Here is a 17,073-nt window from a genome sequence, read left to right on the forward strand (position 1 = left end):
TGCATATAAAAAATCCTGTCGGTGATTTCTCACCAACAGGATTTGTCGAACAACCAAAAAAAGACGACTTGCGTCGTCTTAATCATTATTGAAATACATGTTGTAAGTCTTGTAGCATTAATTTAGTAGATTCTAATCCTCCACCACTTAAATACCATAAGTCAGAAGTTAAGTTTACTACTTTATTATTTTTTACAGCATTTGTAGCTTGAATTAATTCATTTTTCATTAAGGCATCTGCTTTAGAATTATCTCCACCAATTGCTAATGTACGATTTAATACAAATAAAACATCAGGGTTTAATTCACTAACACCTTCAAAACTAATTTCTTGTCCGTGTCTGCTATCTTCAATTTTAGCATCTGTTGGACGGAATTTTAAATCTTGATATAAGAATCCAAAACGTGATTGTGCGCCAAATGCAGACATTTTACCTTCATTTAACATAATTGCTAAACTTTTTTCGCTATGTTTTTCATTTTGAGATGCAATTGTATCAATCGTTGTTTGTAATTCTTTTACTTGAGTACTTGCTTTTTGTTGAGTTGCTTCATCAAATAAGCTCGCTAAGCTTTTAACATTTTTTTGAACAGAACCCCAATAATCTTTGCTATCTACATTAAAGATTACAGTTGGAGCAATTTCTTTCAATTGTGGAATAAAATCTTTTGTACGTGCAGAAGCAATAATTAAGTCAGGTTGCATTGCTGCAATTGCTTCGATATCCGGTTCTTTCATGCTTCCAACATTTTGAACTTTTTCCCCTAAATCTTTAATATACGTTGGTAATGGTTTTGTTGGCATTCCAACAATTGTTTCACCTTGCCCAATTGCACGTAATGTATCTGCTGAACCTAAGTCAAATGTCACAATTTTCTTTGGATTTGTCTTCACTTCAACAGTTTCTGATCCATCTGTTAATTGCACTTGTTTCACTGAATTCTCTTGTGTTGTTGATGTCACAGTTGTTGTTTTTGTACCACAAGAAGCTAATAAAAATGTTGCTCCCATAACTACGGTTGTTAATAATTTTTTCATATGTTTCTCCTACTTTACTGTAATATATTTTTTTCCTGAAACTTCTATCACTTCGATATCAATTTCATATAATTCTGATAAGGTTTGATTCGTAACCACATCCATGGTTTTGCCATGAAACTCACATTTTCCTTCTTTAAAGGCCACTAAATAATCAGAAAAGTTAATCGCCATATTCAAATCATGCATCACAATGACGACTGTTTTATCCAGATTTTCTACCATATAACGTAGTAGTTTCATAATTTCTACTGCTTGTTTTAAATCTAAATGATTTAATGGTTCATCTAATAAAACAATTTCTGTATCTTGAGCTAATACCATTGCGATAAACACTCTTTGCATTTGTCCGCCTGATAAAGTTTGTATCGAACGTTCTCTTAACTCTAACAAATTCGTATGTTTTAATGCTTGATCAATCATTTGATAATCAAGTGTCGATAACTTTCCTTTTGAATAAGGATAACGACCAAAGCTAACTAACTCTTCTACTGTTAAAGATACTTGAAAAGATTGATTTTGTTTTAAAACGGATAATTCTTTTGCAAGTTCTTTTGAATTCCAAGCTTCAATTTCTTTACCCTTAATCCATAATTGACCAGAATCTTTTTGTAATAATCGACTCATAATGGAAACTAAAGTCGATTTTCCTGCTCCATTTGGTCCGATAAAAGCTGTTAACTGATTTTTTGGAATCGTTAATGAAACGGAATCGACAACTACCGTATCATATGCTTTATGAATATTTTTTAATTCCACTACGGTACCTTCCTTTCAATAACAATACAAAGTATAATACTCCTCCAAACCATTCAATAACAACACTAATTGGAATATTTAATTGGAAGAGCTTCTCTATAACCAGTTGTCCTCCTAGTAATAAAATACTTCCTAATAAAAATGCGATAGTCCACATTTGTAAGTGTCGGTAATCTTTAATCCATTGATACGTTACATTAGCAATCATAAATCCTAAAAATTGCATTGGACCTACTAAAGTTGTGGATAGACTTGTTAGTAATACAATTACTAATAGAATCCACTTTTCTTCTTTTGCTACATTTATACCTAGTATTTGTGCTTGAACTTTCCCAAGGTGAAATACATTTAACACCATATGTTTTCTTATTAAATAGATTACTGAGATAGCTGTTAATATGACCACTACAATGACTAATTCACTTTGATGATGCATTCTTTGGAAGGAGGGAAATAATTTTCCTTGCAATTTATCAAATTCATTTGGATCCATTAATACTTGAACAAATGTACTCAAACTTCTAAACAATGTTCCAAACGCTAAACAAATGAATAATAGCATCGAAAATGGAATCGATAATAAATCATTAAAGGCTCGATAAATGAGGAAGAAAAAGATTATCTGCAACACAATCGTGAAGATTGAAATCCATAGATTTGGTGCTGTTTCCATTCCTAGACTTAATTGTCCCCAATAAACCAATGTTTGAAACAATACAAAGACACTCTCAATTCCAAGAACACCCGGTGTTAAAAATCGGTTTTGTACAATTGTTTGGAAACTAATGGTCGATATCGAAACACATAAACTAACTAATAAAATGACGAACCATTTTAAAACTCTCTTTTTAAATAAGAGGACAGAAAATTTTCCCATATTTCCGATTGGAAAAAATAAGAAAATAGCACTGATAATAAGTAATAAGCTTACTAATGTAATTGTTAATAGAAGGGTTCTTTTCTTCATCGAATGCTCCCCCTTCTTTGCGAGCTAATTCTTAAAATTTGACTAATTAATAGTCCAGCTCCAACAATCCCTAAAATCAGACTAACTGATACTTCATAAGGCGGAATGACTAATCGAGCTACAATATCGCATGCTAGAACTAGTACTGCACCTAATAGAGCTGTTTGTGGAATCGTCTTTTTTAAATCATCTCCCGATAAATAACGTACTAAATTTGGAATAATAATTCCTATAAAAGGAAGTGAGCCTACCGTTATCATCGTGACACTCGTTGTAAGTGAAACGAGTAATAATGTTAACCATTCTAACGTCTTATAAGAAATTCCTAAATTCAAACTAATCGATTCTCCTAAATTAGCAATCGTATAAACATGTGCTAATTTTGTAGAAACAATAATGATGATTAAACCAAAGAATAGCCATTCGTATTGGTGAGTTTGAATCATGGAGAAGGATCCTTGTGTCCATGACGTTAAACTTTGTACCAGATGAAATTGATACGATATCATATTTGTAAAGGCTGAAATCATTCCACTAAAAATTAATCCTACTAAAGGTATCATCCACTTCTCTTTCAATTGTAAGGATTGCTGAATCATAATAAAAACAATCGTAAGTGCAAATGAACATATAAAGGCACATAGCATTTTCTGAAATAAGCTAGGTCCATTAAAAAAGAATAAACTTAATAGTAGTCCTAATTTTGCTGCTTCAGTGGTACCAATTGTACTAGGTGCTGCAAATTCATTTTGCGTCATTGTCTGCATTAATAATCCTGCAATACTCATAGAACTTCCCGCCAATATCACACTCAATAGTCTTGGAACTCGAGATAACCAAAAGACTTGTTGCATTTTAACATCTTGTTGGATGAACAGTCCCCAAGAAAATGTTTGTGCTCCAACTGATAAAGATATTAATGATAGAATGAGTAAAAGGATACTTAAATGTTTAAATTTCATAATCTCTCCTTTCTAATTGATAATCATTCTCAATTACATAAATACTAGTTTACCAAAAATTTCTGTGATTGCAATGGGTTTGGGGAAGATTGGATTTATTCTAATTACGAGAAAAATTTATATAGACTTCTTGGATACAGTAGTATTTTGGACGCCAGTAGCCACCTTTGGTGTCTCTTGGCTAAAAATCAAGCCTGTAGTCTTGATTTTTCCAGTAATAGCATCTGCTTTTGGAGATTCTATTACTCTTACTACTGTAAGAAGTCTATGGGGGAACGATTCTTAGTTTTATTCCGTTTTGATTGATTTTCGTTTCTTAACTTTTGTTCTTATGGTTGGAACGAAAGCCGAAGACGCACTGGGTTTCATTGTTAAAACTACTGTAAAAAGTCTATGGTGTTTCCAACATAAAAAAGGTATAAAAGCTTTGCTGTTGCTCTGCTTTTATACCTTTTTCTTATATAAATCTTCTATGTTTTGATTGGCTCCATTTTACGGTGATCCAGCCGCTGAATGTTCCTACGATTGCTCCTGCTAGTACATCTGTTGGATAATGAACATATAAGTACATTCTTGAAAAAGCAATGAGGCTTGCTAAAACGAAAGCCATAATCCAGTACTTTTTCATACGAAGGAAATACAATACACTAACTACTGTAAATGAAATAGCTGTATGCCCTGATGGGAATGAATAATCTAATGGTTTTGAAATTAATAAAGAAACTGCTGAATGAACCTCATAAGGACGAGTTCTTGCTACAATTGGTTTAATGAGACCATTACACAAAATTGTATTAATTACTACCGCAATAGCTAGCAGAATCCCTAGAGATCTTGTTTTCTTATTCATTAACAAAACTGCAATTATCGCTAACCAAATGAATCCAACATTCCCTAATGAAGTAATGAAAATCATGATAGAATCTAATATTGGATTGTGCAATTTTTGAAATCCATCAAGAATTTGTAATTCTGTCATCTATTTAGAATCCTTTTCTTTTAATTTTTGTAATCCTAATACTAATAACAAACCAACTAAAGCTGCAATTGGTGAAAATGTTGAAAAATTCATTGCTTCTTGAGGAATTTTTAATGTCGTTGGTCCCATTACAATCGCATAAAATGAACCAATCATCATTCCAATGATGCCATAAATCATTTGACTACGATAATGTTCCAGACAATATTTGATGGCTTTAACAACAAATAAGGCTCCTGCCAATACCCCTAAACTAAAAATTGCTAAACTTGGAATATATGCTAATTGGAAAGTTAATACTGCTTTAACTGCAAAAACTACCGGAATATAAGCTCCAAAAATTAATAATAAAGTTGAACCAGAAATTCCTGGTAAAAACATTGCTGAAATAGCAATCATTCCAATAAAGAATAATTTAATGGAATCTACAATAGAAAACTGGCTTAAATCAAAACTGCCTTTACCTGTATGAGAATTCATCCAAGTAATTCCAGCTACAATAGCCACTCCTAGAAGAATATAAAAAATTCCCATTAATGGCTTTTTCAAAGATTCTTTTTCTTCCATCATCATTAATGGAATGGCTCCTGCAATAAATCCAATAAATAAAGAACTTACTCCATAAATATGCGATTCAAATAATGAAGATAATACTAAAATGGCACTGACCATTCCAATCACCCAACCAATGCCTAATTTTACTAAATAAGTAAAAGCTTCTTTCTTCTCCTTTTTACTTCCAAATGCCATATCATGAATGGAACCAATAAATTGGTCATAAAACCCCATAATAAAAGCTACTGTTCCACCAGAAACACCGGGAACACTATCGGCTAATGCCATACAAAAACCATTTAGAATTTGACGAAACATAAGTTTCTCCTTTCATTTATAAATAAAGAGACTAGGCTACTGCCCAGTCTCCATCAATACTAGTCTAAGAAATCTTTCAATTGTTTTGAACGACTTGGATGACGTAATTTGCGAAGTGCTTTCGCTTCAATTTGACGGATTCTTTCACGAGTAACTCCAAATACTTGGCCTACTTGTTCTAATGTACGGATTTCTCCATTTTTGTCTAGACCAAAACGTAAACGTAATACATTTTCTTCACGATCCGTTAATTGTTCTAATACTTCATCTAATTGTTCTTTTAATAATGCATAAGCTGTATGTTCAGCTGGACTTGTTGCATTATCATCTTCAATAAAGTCTCCTAAATGTGAATCATCTTCTTCCCCAATTGGAGTTTCTAATGATACTGGTTCTTGAGCAATTTTTAGAATTTCTCTTACTTTTTCAGTTGGTAAATCCATTTCTGCTCCAATTTCTTCAGGAGTAGGTTCGCGTCCTAAATCTTGTAATAGTTGTCTTTGGATACGAACTAATTTATTGATTGTTTCTACCATATGAACTGGAATACGAATGGTACGTGCTTGGTCAGCAATCGCACGAGTAATTGCTTGACGAATCCACCATGTAGCATAAGTTGAAAACTTAAATCCTTTTGTATGGTCAAATTTTTCAACAGCTTTCATTAAGCCCATATTTCCTTCTTGAATTAAATCTAAAAATTGCATTCCACGTCCTACATAACGTTTCGCAATCGAAACTACTAAACGTAAGTTAGCTTCTGCCAATTCTTGTTTCGCTTCTTGATCTCCTTGTTGAATACGTAAAGCAAGGTTTACTTCTTCATCCGCACTTAATAATGGAACACGTCCAATTTCTTTTAAATACATACGAACAGAGTCATTAATTTTTACATTTGACGATAAAGCTGTTTCGTCTTCTGTCATTTCTACTTCAGGTTCTTTTGCAGATTCTGAAGATAATTGACGACTAGTTGGTCCACCATCTGCATCTACTACACTAACTCCAGCATCTTCGAATTGTTGGATTAATTTATCCATTCCTTCTGCATCTAATTCATATGGAATCGCAATTTGCGCTGATAAATCATCATATAAAATTTGCCCAAACAATTTTCGTTCTGCTAGCAATTTACTTGTAGCTTCTTTTAGCGTTTGACCATTCTTATTGTTTTCAACTGTCATCCACTATTCCTCCATTCATGATTTCTTTAATTGTTTCTGAATATTAACTAACTCCATCATCAATTGATTTGCTCTAATAGCATCATTTGATAATTGAGCTTCTTTCATTTCTTGCATACATCTTTGATATTGTTGTTTTAAATCTTCTTTTTTCGATAAAAAGTACATTAAGTCATGAATTTCTTTTTCCGTACATTCTTCAGGCATTTCTAGCCATTCAATCATCGATAATAAATTACGATTCACTGCATCGGATTCATCTAAAAAATTCATAAATTCTTGTACAAGTAATTCTTCAAGATGCTGCTCACGATAGCTTCTCAACAAAATATAAAATTGTTGATAATCTACATAAGGAAATTCAAACTCTTCATTTTCTCTTGCTAAATAACTCCATGCTTCCGGAGAATGTAATAGACGATACAGAAGTTGCTTTTGAGAAACTTCCATCGGACTATCCTGTGAAATTTTCATAGGACTTGCTGTCCACTCTCCTGTTGTGTGAGAAGATTGTTGCTTGAATTTTCTCTGAACAAAATTGACTTGACTAGAAAGTAATTCTACCGAAATTCCGAACTCATCTGCTAATGATTTAATCGCAAATTCACGTTCAATAGGTTTAGAAATTTTTGCCAATTCAATCGTCATTTGTTCTAAAAATTGTACTTTTTCTCGTTCAATTTCTAATCGATATTGTTTTGAAAAATATCTCTTTTTAAACTGGAAAACAGATTCTGTATGATGAGCTAATTGTTCAAGATAAGCTTCTGCACCTCTTTGTTGAATAAATTCATCTGGGTCCTTTCCAGCATCTAAAGATAAGATTGAAATCGTTAAAGCTGAATTTTCTTGCAATAATTCAATTGCCCGATTCGTTGCATCTAAACCTGCCCTATCACTATCATAGGCAATAATAATTTCATTAGCTACTCGTGATAAGATTTGGATTTGTTCTTTTGTTAAAGATGTTCCCATCGATGCTACACCGTTTTTAGCACCAGCTTGCCAAGAAGCAATGACATCCATATATCCTTCATATAAGACAACTTGTCCTAATTTACGAATCGCTGATTTTGCTAAATCATAATTAAATAAGAACTGTCGCTTATTAAAAATAGGTGTTTCAGAACTATTTAAATATTTCGCTTCTTGTTCATCGACCATTTCCTCATCATTAGGTAAAATGCGACCAGAAAAAGCAATCACTTTTCCTTGCTCATTACGAAGCGGAATCATAATTCTATGGTAAAAACGATCGATAAAATCATTATTTCTTGCAATGAAAAGTCCTGATTCTTCCATTTGTTGAGGTGTTAATGGGATTTGTTTAATCAAATTCGTCACATAAGTGCGATCTTTTAATGCTAGTCCCATTTTAAAGGTTTGAATCGTCTCTAATGTATATCCTCTATGTTGAAGATACTCTAAAGCTTTTTCACCGCCACGTGTTTGTAATAACACATGTTGATAAAACTCAGCAGCTTTTTCATGTGCTGTTATTAGCGGTTGATGAGTATCTTGAACCGATGGTCGAGAACTCGAATATTTATTTTCAAATGGGATTTGAGCTAATTCTGCAACTTTTGCTACGGATTCAACAAAAGAAAGTCCTTCAATTTCTGAAATAAATGAAAAAACAGTTCCTCCTCTACCACAACTAAAGCAATGATAGATTTGTTTTTCCTCAGTTACTGAAAATGAAGGTGTCCGTTCATCATGAAAAGGACAATGGCCAAAATAGTTCTTCCCTCGTTTTTTCAAAGAAACATACTGACTTACAATATCGACAATATTTACTTGCGATTGAATCTGATTCAGCGTTTCTTCAGGGATGACTTGACTCATAAACTGCCTCCTTTTCCTGAATTATTAAGGAACTTTTCCTTTTAAACCTAATATCCCTAATGATACAGGATATATAATATCATCAAATGAAAATTGTTTCAACTAATTTTTCTTTTCTATTATAAAAAATATCATTCTATTTTAACCGAAATTTAAAGTAGAAAAAACTCAAGAATCGCTACTATTTTAACGATTCTTGAGTTCGATAAATCTAGGAATAATCCTAGCCTAATTTGTTGTAATATTCAACGATTAATGATTCGTCAACATCAGATGTTAACTCATCACGTAATGGTAGACGGTTTAATGAACCTTCTAATTTTTCTTCATCAAATGTAACAAATTCTGGACGTCCATATAAAGATTCTAAAGATTCTTTAATGATTGTTAAGTTACGTGATTTTTCACGAACACCAACAACATCTCCAACTTGTACTTGGAATGAAGGGATATCTACACGTTTACCATTTACAGTAACGTGACCGTGGTTTACTAATTGACGAGCTTGACGACGAGTTGAAGCTAATCCTAAACGGTAAACTACGTTATCTAAACGTTGTTCTAGAAGGATCATGAAGTTTTCACCATGTTTACCTTCTTTAATTTTGCCAGCTTTTTTGAATAAAGTAGCAAATTGACGTTCGTTCATACCATACATATGACGTAATTTTTGTTTTTCTTGTAATTGTTGACCATACTCAGATAATTTACTACGGTTATTTGGTCCGTGTTGACCTGGTGCGTATGGACGACGAGCGATTTCTTTTCCTGTTCCTGAAAGTGAAATGCCTAAACGACGAGATAACTTCCAGCTTGGTCCAGTGTAACGTGACATTGAACATTCCTCCAATAATAAAAAATTTTTTTTGGAGTAAAATAATTGCGAAACAGTAGATTCGTGCAGTCTCTACTAGGGTTCACCTTTGCAGCCGTGGTTACTACCTTCCTCTTAATGGATAGGACTGTTGACGAGCTTCTCTTATTTCTGCTGCATATTTTACACAAAAATTATTGTATCAGATGTTTGAATAAAATGCAAACTATTTTATACGATTTCTTCCCATTCCATTTGAATATTCGCACATCGATTTCCGTCCTGCGAAATTAAATGATATGTTTGTCTTCTCTTTTGACTCTCTAATGTATTTTCTTCCCATAAAGTCGAGCATGAAATCGTTGATTCTGGTAATACTTCTTTTTCATATTTAATCACAACTTGTTTTAACTGATGCTCCTTTAAAAACTCCATTCCTAATTCACTAAAAGCAAAATCAAAGTAACGAGCATTATTGACGTGGAGATTAGCATCAATATCATTAATTCGAACTTTGTATTCTCCCGTTGTAGCCTCTGAAAAATCTTTTTTAGGAATTCGAGTTGCTTTTCTCATTTCTTTTCCAATAGACAGTGGATATTCCAACACAACTTCTTCATCTATTGAAACAATTTTTCGTGCCTTCATATCAAGCATTGCAAATGTCGTGATACATTCAAACAACTCTTCTCTTTCTTTTGAAAGAATACGATATTCACGGTAAGTAAAAAATTTATTATAGCTAATGGCTTGTGTTTCAATGATAACTTCTTCATCTACTTTTGGCATGCGATGAATCTCAATTTCGTGTTGAATCACAATCCAAGTATAGCCTTTTTCATAAATGAAGTTTGGATTTTGTAATTGTTGTTGTTGCTTTCTAGAAGCTAACATCATCATTCCTAGAGCTTGGCTTAATAACAAATTTCCTTTCCAATCACATTCATAAGGAAGAATTGTACGCTCTATTTGGCAAATTACGTCAATCGTCATAGCTGCCTCCTATTAATTCCAAATATCTTCACTATTTTCATTTAATACCGATACAATTTCTCCTTTATGGAAAATCACAATTGTATCTGTTGGTAAATGCATCATATCATAAAAGCTAGGATAATCAGGGAAAATTTCATAAGCTTTTGCTCCTGATAATGGTTGAGATTCAATTTCTTGATCCACAGGTGCTACATACCATGTTTCATCATCAAAACGATGCGCATAAAAATCTTCCACTTCAAATGTATGATTTGCAATAATAACAGGACTATCAAAACGGAATGGAACTAACTTCCCTAATGTTTTTGTACGTTTCCCTGCTTTAAATGTTTTTTGAACAATCTCTAAGAAATAGCTACAATCTGTAATCCATTCCTCTAATTGTTTTTGTTCATAATTTGGAACGCAAACATGATACTCATTTTCAATGCATACAACTTTATTATGTCCAGAATTAATTGGAATCAATTTATTTTATTCTTCTAAATTTTCTTCAAAATATTCTTCTACAATTGTTAATAAATCTTCTGCTTCTTTTTGGTAAGCTTCTTTTGCTTCTACAATAAATAAACGTTCTTGAATTGTTCTTGTAAATTTCATTTCATCACTCCTTGTTTTCTAGTATACAGTATTTGAAACATTTTTTCTTGTATCTTCCCCTCATACTAATAAATTTGTTATACTAGAGTCACTAAGGGGGCTTATTATGAACGAGCATTTATTTTATAAATTTTATCAAAAAACACCATTAGAAAGAAAAAATATTTTAACAAACTTAACTCATTTATCAGATGAAAATAAATCAAACTTATTAAAAGGATTTAACTTACCAGAATCAGTAGCTAATCAAATGATTGAAAATCAAATCGGACTATATGACTTACCACTTGGAATTGTTCCTGAAGTTACCATAAATGGTATAACTTATACTGTTCCAATGGTAACAGAGGAACCTTCCGTCATTGCTGCAGCAAGTAATGGTTGTAAAATCATTCATCGTTCTGGGGGATTTACTACTACTCAAGAAAAGAGAGAAATGATTGGTGAAATTGCGATCTATAATTCCCCATATTCTATAGAAGAAATAGAGGAAAAACTTTCAAAGGAAATCGAACATTTATTTACCATTGCTCATGAAGCTCACCCTTCTATTGTCAAACGTGGTGGTGGAATCCAATCGATTTGGGTAGAAGAAAAACAACATCCAAATCATACGTTTTATGTATTTTATATTTCTGTAGATACAAAGGAAGCAATGGGAGCAAATATTTTAAATACGATTTTAGAAGCCTTAGTTTCTCCTATCGAAAATTTTACAAATGGAACTTGTATTATGGCAATTTTATCGAATTTGGCAACTCATTCTGTTGTCACGACTACTTGCCGAATTCCATTTGAACAATTAGAAACAAAGACAATCTCAGGTGAAGAAATTGCCCGTAGAATTGAAATTGCCAGCGAACTATCCCAAGTCGATCCTTATCGAGCTGCTACTCATAATAAAGGAATTATGAATGGAATTGATGCAGTCGTTATTGCAACTGGAAATGATTGGCGAGCGATTGAAGCTGGAGCACATGCATATGCAAGCTTATCAGGAACTTATCAACCTTTTAGTAAATGGTTCATCCATGATAATAAGGAATTAGTAGGAACATTAAGTATTCCAATGCCAATTGGAACAGTTGGTGGTTCTATAGCGATTCATCCTGCTGCTCAATTTGCTCATGAATTATTGATGAATCCATCTGCTAAAGAATTAGCCGCAATTATTGCTTCTATTGGTTTAGCACAAAATTTTGCTGCATTAAAAGCATTAGTAACCGATGGCATTCAAAAAGGACATATGAATTTACAAATAAAATCTCTAGCTTTAACGGCTGGAGCAACAGAAGAAGAAATTCCACAAATTGTCCAATTACTGAAAGAACACAAACATTTTAATTTAGAAACTGTACAAAAAATATTAGAAAGTATTAGATAAGCATAAAAGCCATGAGATTCGCAAATGCGAATCTCATGGCTTTCGTTACTACTTCAGAAAAAAATATTTCTTTATCTTTCGTCTTCTGTGTATTCCATCAATGTAAAGATGTCATATCCTTCGATTTTTTCACGGCCTTTTAAGTCTGTTAATTCCACTAAAAATGCTAAACCAACAACTTCTCCACCTAATTTTTCAACTAATTTAGCACAAGCATCCATTGTTCCACCTGTCGCTAATAAGTCATCACAAATTAATACTTTTTGTCCTGGTTTTACTGCATCTTTATGTAAATGCAATTCTGCAGTACCATATTCTAAATCATATTCTACAGAAACTGTTTCACGAGGTAATTTTCCTTTTTTACGAGCAGGTGCAAAACCAATTCCTAATTCATAGGCAACAGGACATCCAACGATAAATCCACGAGCTTCAGGACCAACAATCATGTCAGCTCCTCTGCTTTTTGCATAATCTACAATTTGTTGTGTCGCATATTGGTATGCTTTCCCATCTGCCATTAAAGGTGAAATATCTCTAAAAATAATTCCTTCTTTAGGATAGTTTGGTACACTTGCAATGTAATTTTTTAAATTCATTTTTATTCCTCCATATTTGTCAGCCAATTTGTTAATTCGGAAAATTGACTATAGATAAATACTCTTTCGAGCCAAAGTTCTTCTTGCAATTGTTTCATTAAAGATGACTGCATTAAATCCATAGATGTAGACTCTGGATTTAATCTTAAACAGCCGTTTTCTATTATAACAAATTTTAATTCAAAAAACACTTTTAAAATCACTTTAAATTGATCTAATGGAATTTTTAAATAATTAGCTAATTCTCCTGTTTTTTCATTATAGGGTACATTTGAATGTGTTTTTAAATATTGGTAAACAGCCACAAATCTTTCCCTTGTCGGAATCCCCATTGTCATAATAGATTTTTGAGTATATGCTATAATATATATTTTGTGCGTATACGAATGTTTACGAAATTCTTGAATGACTTCTTTAGATTGCGGACAATCAAAGAATACAATCGAAGCAAAATCCTCTTGTTTTACTTCTTGTATCCATTCTTCCATCGAAAAGACTTTAGAAGTTGTATCAATTCTTTCACTCACTAATGGTTTTAGAGCATCTCTTTCAACTAAATAAGCTGCCTTCTTCACTGATAAATGTTCCGGTCGAATTTTATTGGTACGCCAATCGAAAATTAACGCATCTTTAACAGCAATATCTTTTAACATTAATTGAGGTAAACGGTTTTGTTGCCATTCATTAATTTCTAAAGTTCCAATGACTTCAACCTCTGCTTGAAGATTTAAGCTATCCGCCCATTCTCCTTTATTAAACATTAAAGCCTGTAACTGATTCTGTTCAGAATTCAACGTTAATTTTAAATGTTGCTGTTGAGCTCCAATCTTTTGTTTTTGACCTACTATTACGGAACTAATTTTAAAAATCGGTTCAGCATTATTCGTTCCATATGGTTTTAATGCTTGAAGAGAATCGATAAATTCAATATTTACTTGGGAAAGTGATAATGCTTCTTCAATACTAATTACTTTTTCATCTTCCAATAATTCGGGATGCTGTTTCGCATAAGTTTCGATAGCTTCCATAAATCCTGGTAACATCACTGTTTCGACACTAAGTCCAGCTGCCATATGATGGCCTCCAAATTTAGCTAAAGACTCTTGGCAATAAGATAGTGCATCATAGAGATTAAACTGTGCGCAAGATCTTGCAGAACCTTTTGCCATTAATCCATCAGATTGAATTCCTAAAACAATCGTCGGCTTTTGTAATTGTTCGACGATTCGACTCGCAACAATTCCTAATACACCTTCATGCCAATTAGATTGTGCTAATACTAACACTTTGTGATCTATTTGAGCTTTAGCTAATTCCAATGCTTCAGCTGTAATATCATCTACAATTTGTTTTCTCTTAGCATTTTCTTGTTGCATTAAAGTCACAACTTCTTGGGCGACTTCATCATCAAAAGTCGTAAATAAAGCAACTCCTGGAGTCGCATCTCCAAGTCTTCCAAGAGCATTTAAACAAGGACCTACTTGAAACCCTATTGTTTTTTCATCTATTGAACCAGGAGTTAATTGTAATTCTTGAAATAAATAACTTAACCCAATTCGCTCCGTTTGATTTAATTGTTGCAAGCCTAATTTAACTAAACTACGATTTTCATCCGTTAAACTAACTAGGTCTGCAATTGTTCCAATACAAGCAATTTCTGCTAATTCAACAGGAAGTTCTCCTAATAATGCATGTGCTAATTTAAAAGCAACTCCTGCTCCAGATAAATCTCCAAATGGATACTCACCATCTGGATGGCGAGGATGAATCACTGCATAAGCTTTAGGGAGAACAGGAGGAATCTCATGGTGATCTGTTACAATAACATCACATTGTTGACTCATTGCCCATTCAACACTTTCATGAGCAGCAATTCCACAGTCAACCGTTATAATTAAAGATACTCCATTTTCAAGATACTCTTCAAAAACACGGATATTCGGACCATATCCATCTATAAAACGATTTGGTAGGTAATATTCTACTTGTGCTCCCATCATTTCTAATGTTTCGTATAATACTGCAGTACTAGTAATACCATCCGCATCATAATCTCCGAATATTAAAATACTTTCATCCGTTTCAATCGCTTGTTGAATCCGTTGAATCGCTTTTTCCATATCATACATTAAATATGGATCATGCCATAATGTCGGTGAAGATGATAGAAATTCTTGAATTTGTTCCTCAGTTTGATATCCTCTTCTCCTACAAATTTGAATCAATAAAGGAGAAAGTCCTAATTCTTTCGCAATTTCTTTTGAACTTTCCTCTATCTCATTATTGACTACATCCCATTTTGCATTTGCAAAAGACATCCTATCACCTCCAGAACTTATTTTTTATTAAATAATTTTAAAATACTCATGTCTCCAATTTTTGGGAAACAGAAGTTTAATTTTGCTGCAAGATTCATACTATACGGTACATTCACTTCTCTTTTTTGAAGTTTCATTCCTCGAACAATTTTTCTTGCAACTTCCTCACTTGTTAAAACATATTGAGACACACTTGCTAAATATTTTCCTGTTGGTTCAGCTTTTTCAAAAAATTGAGTAGCAATTGGTCCAGGATTGACCGTCATAACATGAATGCCTTGTTCTTTTAATTCTAATCGTAGAGCATTGGAATAACCTAACACTCCAAATTTTGAAGCTGAATAAACCGAAGTTTTTGGAGTTGCTGTTTTTCCAGCTTGAGAAGCAATTTGTACGAACATTCCTGATTTTTTCTGAATAAATTTAGGAAGATATTGTTGAGTGATTTGAATTAAGGTATATAAATTCAATTGTAACATTTCTTCAATTTCTTCTTTTGATAAATCAACGGCTTGTTTTAAATAGCCTCTACCTGCATTATTAATGACAATATCGACATCAATAGATTGTAATTTTTCTAATAGCAATTCTACTTCATTTGCATTCGATAAATCACAGGTATAATAATAGACGGGTTGATTTGTCCATTGTTGACACGTGTTGGCTACTTGCTTTAAGACTTCCTCACGTCTTGCCACTAATATTAACCCAGCTTGTTGTTTGGCACATTCATAAGCTAATTGCTCTCCTAAGCCACCACTAGCTCCTGTAATCAATACTATTTTTCCATTTATTGAAAATTGTTCATGTTTTACCATACTAAATTCTTCCAATCGTAAATGTATCAAAATCTTTGACTACTTTTGTTTTTGGGAAAACTTTACGAGCTTCCTGTTCTAATTGACTCACTTGATGTCCTAAATAACGCGCACTAATATGAGTTAAATATAATTGTTGAACATTCGCTTCTAAAGCAATCGTTGCAGCTTGTTTACTTGTTGAATGGAAATGTTGACGAGCAGTTTTTTCTTTATCTGCTTCATAAGTAGCTTCATGAACGAGAACATTAGCATTTTGCGCTAAAGTAATACTTTTTGGAGTAAATCTTGTATCTCCACAGATTACAACAACACGTCCCTTAATATCCTCGCTCACATAGTCTTTTCCATCAATGACACGACCATCCTCTAAAGTAACAACTTCCCCACGTTTTAATCGACCAAAGACTGGACCAAAAGGGACTCCGATAGCTCTTAATTCTTCTGCCTTTAATTCACCAATTTGGTCAGATTCTGTAATTCGAAATCCATAAGAAGGAATTCCATGTTCTAACTTCATCGCTTCTACTCTGAATTGTTGATCAGAAAATAATACTCCGTCCTCTTCAAATTCAACAACTTTCAATGGATAGCCCAATTTCGAATGAGAAACAGAGATACTCGCATCAATAAAACGTTTAATGCCTTTTGGCCCATAAACGATTAATTCATCTTCTCCACCTTGGAATGATCGACTCGTTAATAAGCCTGGTAAACCAAAAATATGATCTCCATGAAGATGTGTAATAAATATTTTTTTAATTTTTCCTGGTCGAATGGTTGTATTTAAAATTTGTTGTTGCGTTGCTTCTCCACAATCAAATAACCAGATTTCATTTCTTTCATCTAATAGTTTCAAAGCGATTGACGAAACATTTCTCATTTTGGCTGGAACTCCAGCACCTGTACCTAAAAATTGTAATTCCATAATGGCTC

General features: G+C 33.0%; 17 protein-coding genes. 1 reads left to right on the plus strand and 16 read right to left on the minus strand.

From position 1 onward, the window contains the following. Positions 1–85 precede the first annotated feature (85 nt). From RWR88_RS05220 to RWR88_RS05275, 12 genes are all read right to left on the minus strand, one after another. On the minus strand, positions 86–1,039 hold the full coding sequence (locus tag RWR88_RS05220; RefSeq protein WP_314450946.1) for an ABC transporter substrate-binding protein: 954 nt from the start codon (positions 1,037–1,039) through the stop codon (positions 86–88). A gap of 9 nt (positions 1,040–1,048) precedes the next feature. Then, positions 1,049–1,798, minus strand: coding sequence for an ATP-binding cassette domain-containing protein (locus tag RWR88_RS05225; RefSeq protein WP_314450947.1), 750 nt, complete (start codon positions 1,796–1,798; stop codon positions 1,049–1,051). Further along, positions 1,776–2,765 carry an iron chelate uptake ABC transporter family permease subunit gene (locus tag RWR88_RS05230; RefSeq protein WP_314450948.1) on the minus strand — a complete coding sequence of 330 codons (990 nt, stop codon included), beginning with the start codon at positions 2,763–2,765 and terminating at the stop codon, positions 1,776–1,778. The genes RWR88_RS05225 and RWR88_RS05230 overlap by 23 nt, the downstream gene beginning before the upstream one ends. Then, positions 2,762–3,727, minus strand: a complete 966-nt coding sequence (locus RWR88_RS05235) for an iron chelate uptake ABC transporter family permease subunit (RefSeq protein WP_314450949.1) — start codon at positions 3,725–3,727, stop codon at positions 2,762–2,764. The genes RWR88_RS05230 and RWR88_RS05235 overlap by 4 nt, the downstream gene beginning before the upstream one ends. A 457-nt stretch (positions 3,728–4,184) precedes the next feature. Further along, the gene (locus RWR88_RS05240) at positions 4,185–4,706 is read right to left on the minus strand and encodes a phosphatase PAP2 family protein (RefSeq protein WP_314450950.1); all 522 of its coding nucleotides are present in this window, start codon (positions 4,704–4,706) and stop codon (positions 4,185–4,187) included. After that, positions 4,707–5,579, minus strand: a complete 873-nt coding sequence (locus tag RWR88_RS05245) for a DUF368 domain-containing protein (RefSeq protein ID WP_314450951.1) — start codon at positions 5,577–5,579, stop codon at positions 4,707–4,709. Positions 5,580–5,638: 59 nt separating this feature from the next. After that, positions 5,639–6,763, minus strand: coding sequence for an RNA polymerase sigma factor RpoD (gene rpoD / locus RWR88_RS05250; RefSeq protein ID WP_006702786.1), 1,125 nt, complete (start codon positions 6,761–6,763; stop codon positions 5,639–5,641). A 15-nt stretch (positions 6,764–6,778) separates the two neighbouring features. Then, a complete protein-coding gene (gene dnaG / locus RWR88_RS05255) occupies positions 6,779–8,608 on the minus strand; it encodes a DNA primase (RefSeq protein WP_314450952.1) in 1,830 nt (609 codons plus the stop codon). 223 nt (positions 8,609–8,831) lie between these two features. Further along, positions 8,832–9,443, minus strand: coding sequence for a 30S ribosomal protein S4 (rpsD, locus tag RWR88_RS05260; protein ID WP_006702788.1), 612 nt, complete (start codon positions 9,441–9,443; stop codon positions 8,832–8,834). 210 nt (positions 9,444–9,653) lie between these two features. Further along, positions 9,654–10,415 (minus strand): acyl-ACP thioesterase domain-containing protein, encoded by a 762-nt coding sequence (locus RWR88_RS05265; protein ID WP_314450953.1) that lies wholly within the window; start codon positions 10,413–10,415, stop codon positions 9,654–9,656. A 12-nt stretch (positions 10,416–10,427) separates the two neighbouring features. Next, a complete protein-coding gene (locus RWR88_RS05270) occupies positions 10,428–10,886 on the minus strand; it encodes a hypothetical protein (protein WP_314450954.1) in 459 nt (152 codons plus the stop codon). 6 nt (positions 10,887–10,892) lie between these two features. Further along, positions 10,893–11,018 carry a hypothetical protein gene (locus tag RWR88_RS05275; protein WP_314450955.1) on the minus strand — a complete coding sequence of 42 codons (126 nt, stop codon included), beginning with the start codon at positions 11,016–11,018 and terminating at the stop codon, positions 10,893–10,895. A gap of 106 nt (positions 11,019–11,124) precedes the next feature. On the opposite strand from RWR88_RS05275, the gene RWR88_RS05280 reads away from it, so the two are divergent. Continuing rightward, positions 11,125–12,402 (plus strand): hydroxymethylglutaryl-CoA reductase, degradative, encoded by a 1,278-nt coding sequence (locus RWR88_RS05280; RefSeq protein ID WP_314450956.1) that lies wholly within the window; start codon positions 11,125–11,127, stop codon positions 12,400–12,402. Positions 12,403–12,473: 71 nt separating this feature from the next. On the opposite strand, the gene RWR88_RS05285 is transcribed toward RWR88_RS05280, so the two are convergent. From RWR88_RS05285 to rnz, 4 genes are read right to left on the minus strand one after another with little or no spacing between them, the layout of a single operon-like run. Then, positions 12,474–13,001, minus strand: a complete 528-nt coding sequence (locus RWR88_RS05285; protein ID WP_006702792.1) for an adenine phosphoribosyltransferase — start codon at positions 12,999–13,001, stop codon at positions 12,474–12,476. A 2-nt stretch (positions 13,002–13,003) separates the two neighbouring features. Continuing rightward, positions 13,004–15,319 (minus strand): single-stranded-DNA-specific exonuclease RecJ, encoded by a 2,316-nt coding sequence (recJ, locus tag RWR88_RS05290; protein ID WP_314450957.1) that lies wholly within the window; start codon positions 15,317–15,319, stop codon positions 13,004–13,006. Positions 15,320–15,336: 17 nt separating this feature from the next. Further along, positions 15,337–16,137 (minus strand): SDR family oxidoreductase, encoded by an 801-nt coding sequence (locus RWR88_RS05295; RefSeq protein WP_314450958.1) that lies wholly within the window; start codon positions 16,135–16,137, stop codon positions 15,337–15,339. A gap of 1 nt (position 16,138) precedes the next feature. Beyond that, entirely contained in the window at positions 16,139–17,065 is a 927-nt protein-coding gene (gene rnz / locus RWR88_RS05300) for a ribonuclease Z (protein ID WP_314450959.1), read from the minus strand. Between the last annotated feature and the right edge of the window lie 8 nt (positions 17,066–17,073).

The sequence above is a fragment of the uncultured Granulicatella sp. genome (genome assembly GCF_963528195.1).
Taxonomy (GTDB): Bacteria; Bacillota; Bacilli; order Lactobacillales; family Aerococcaceae; genus Granulicatella.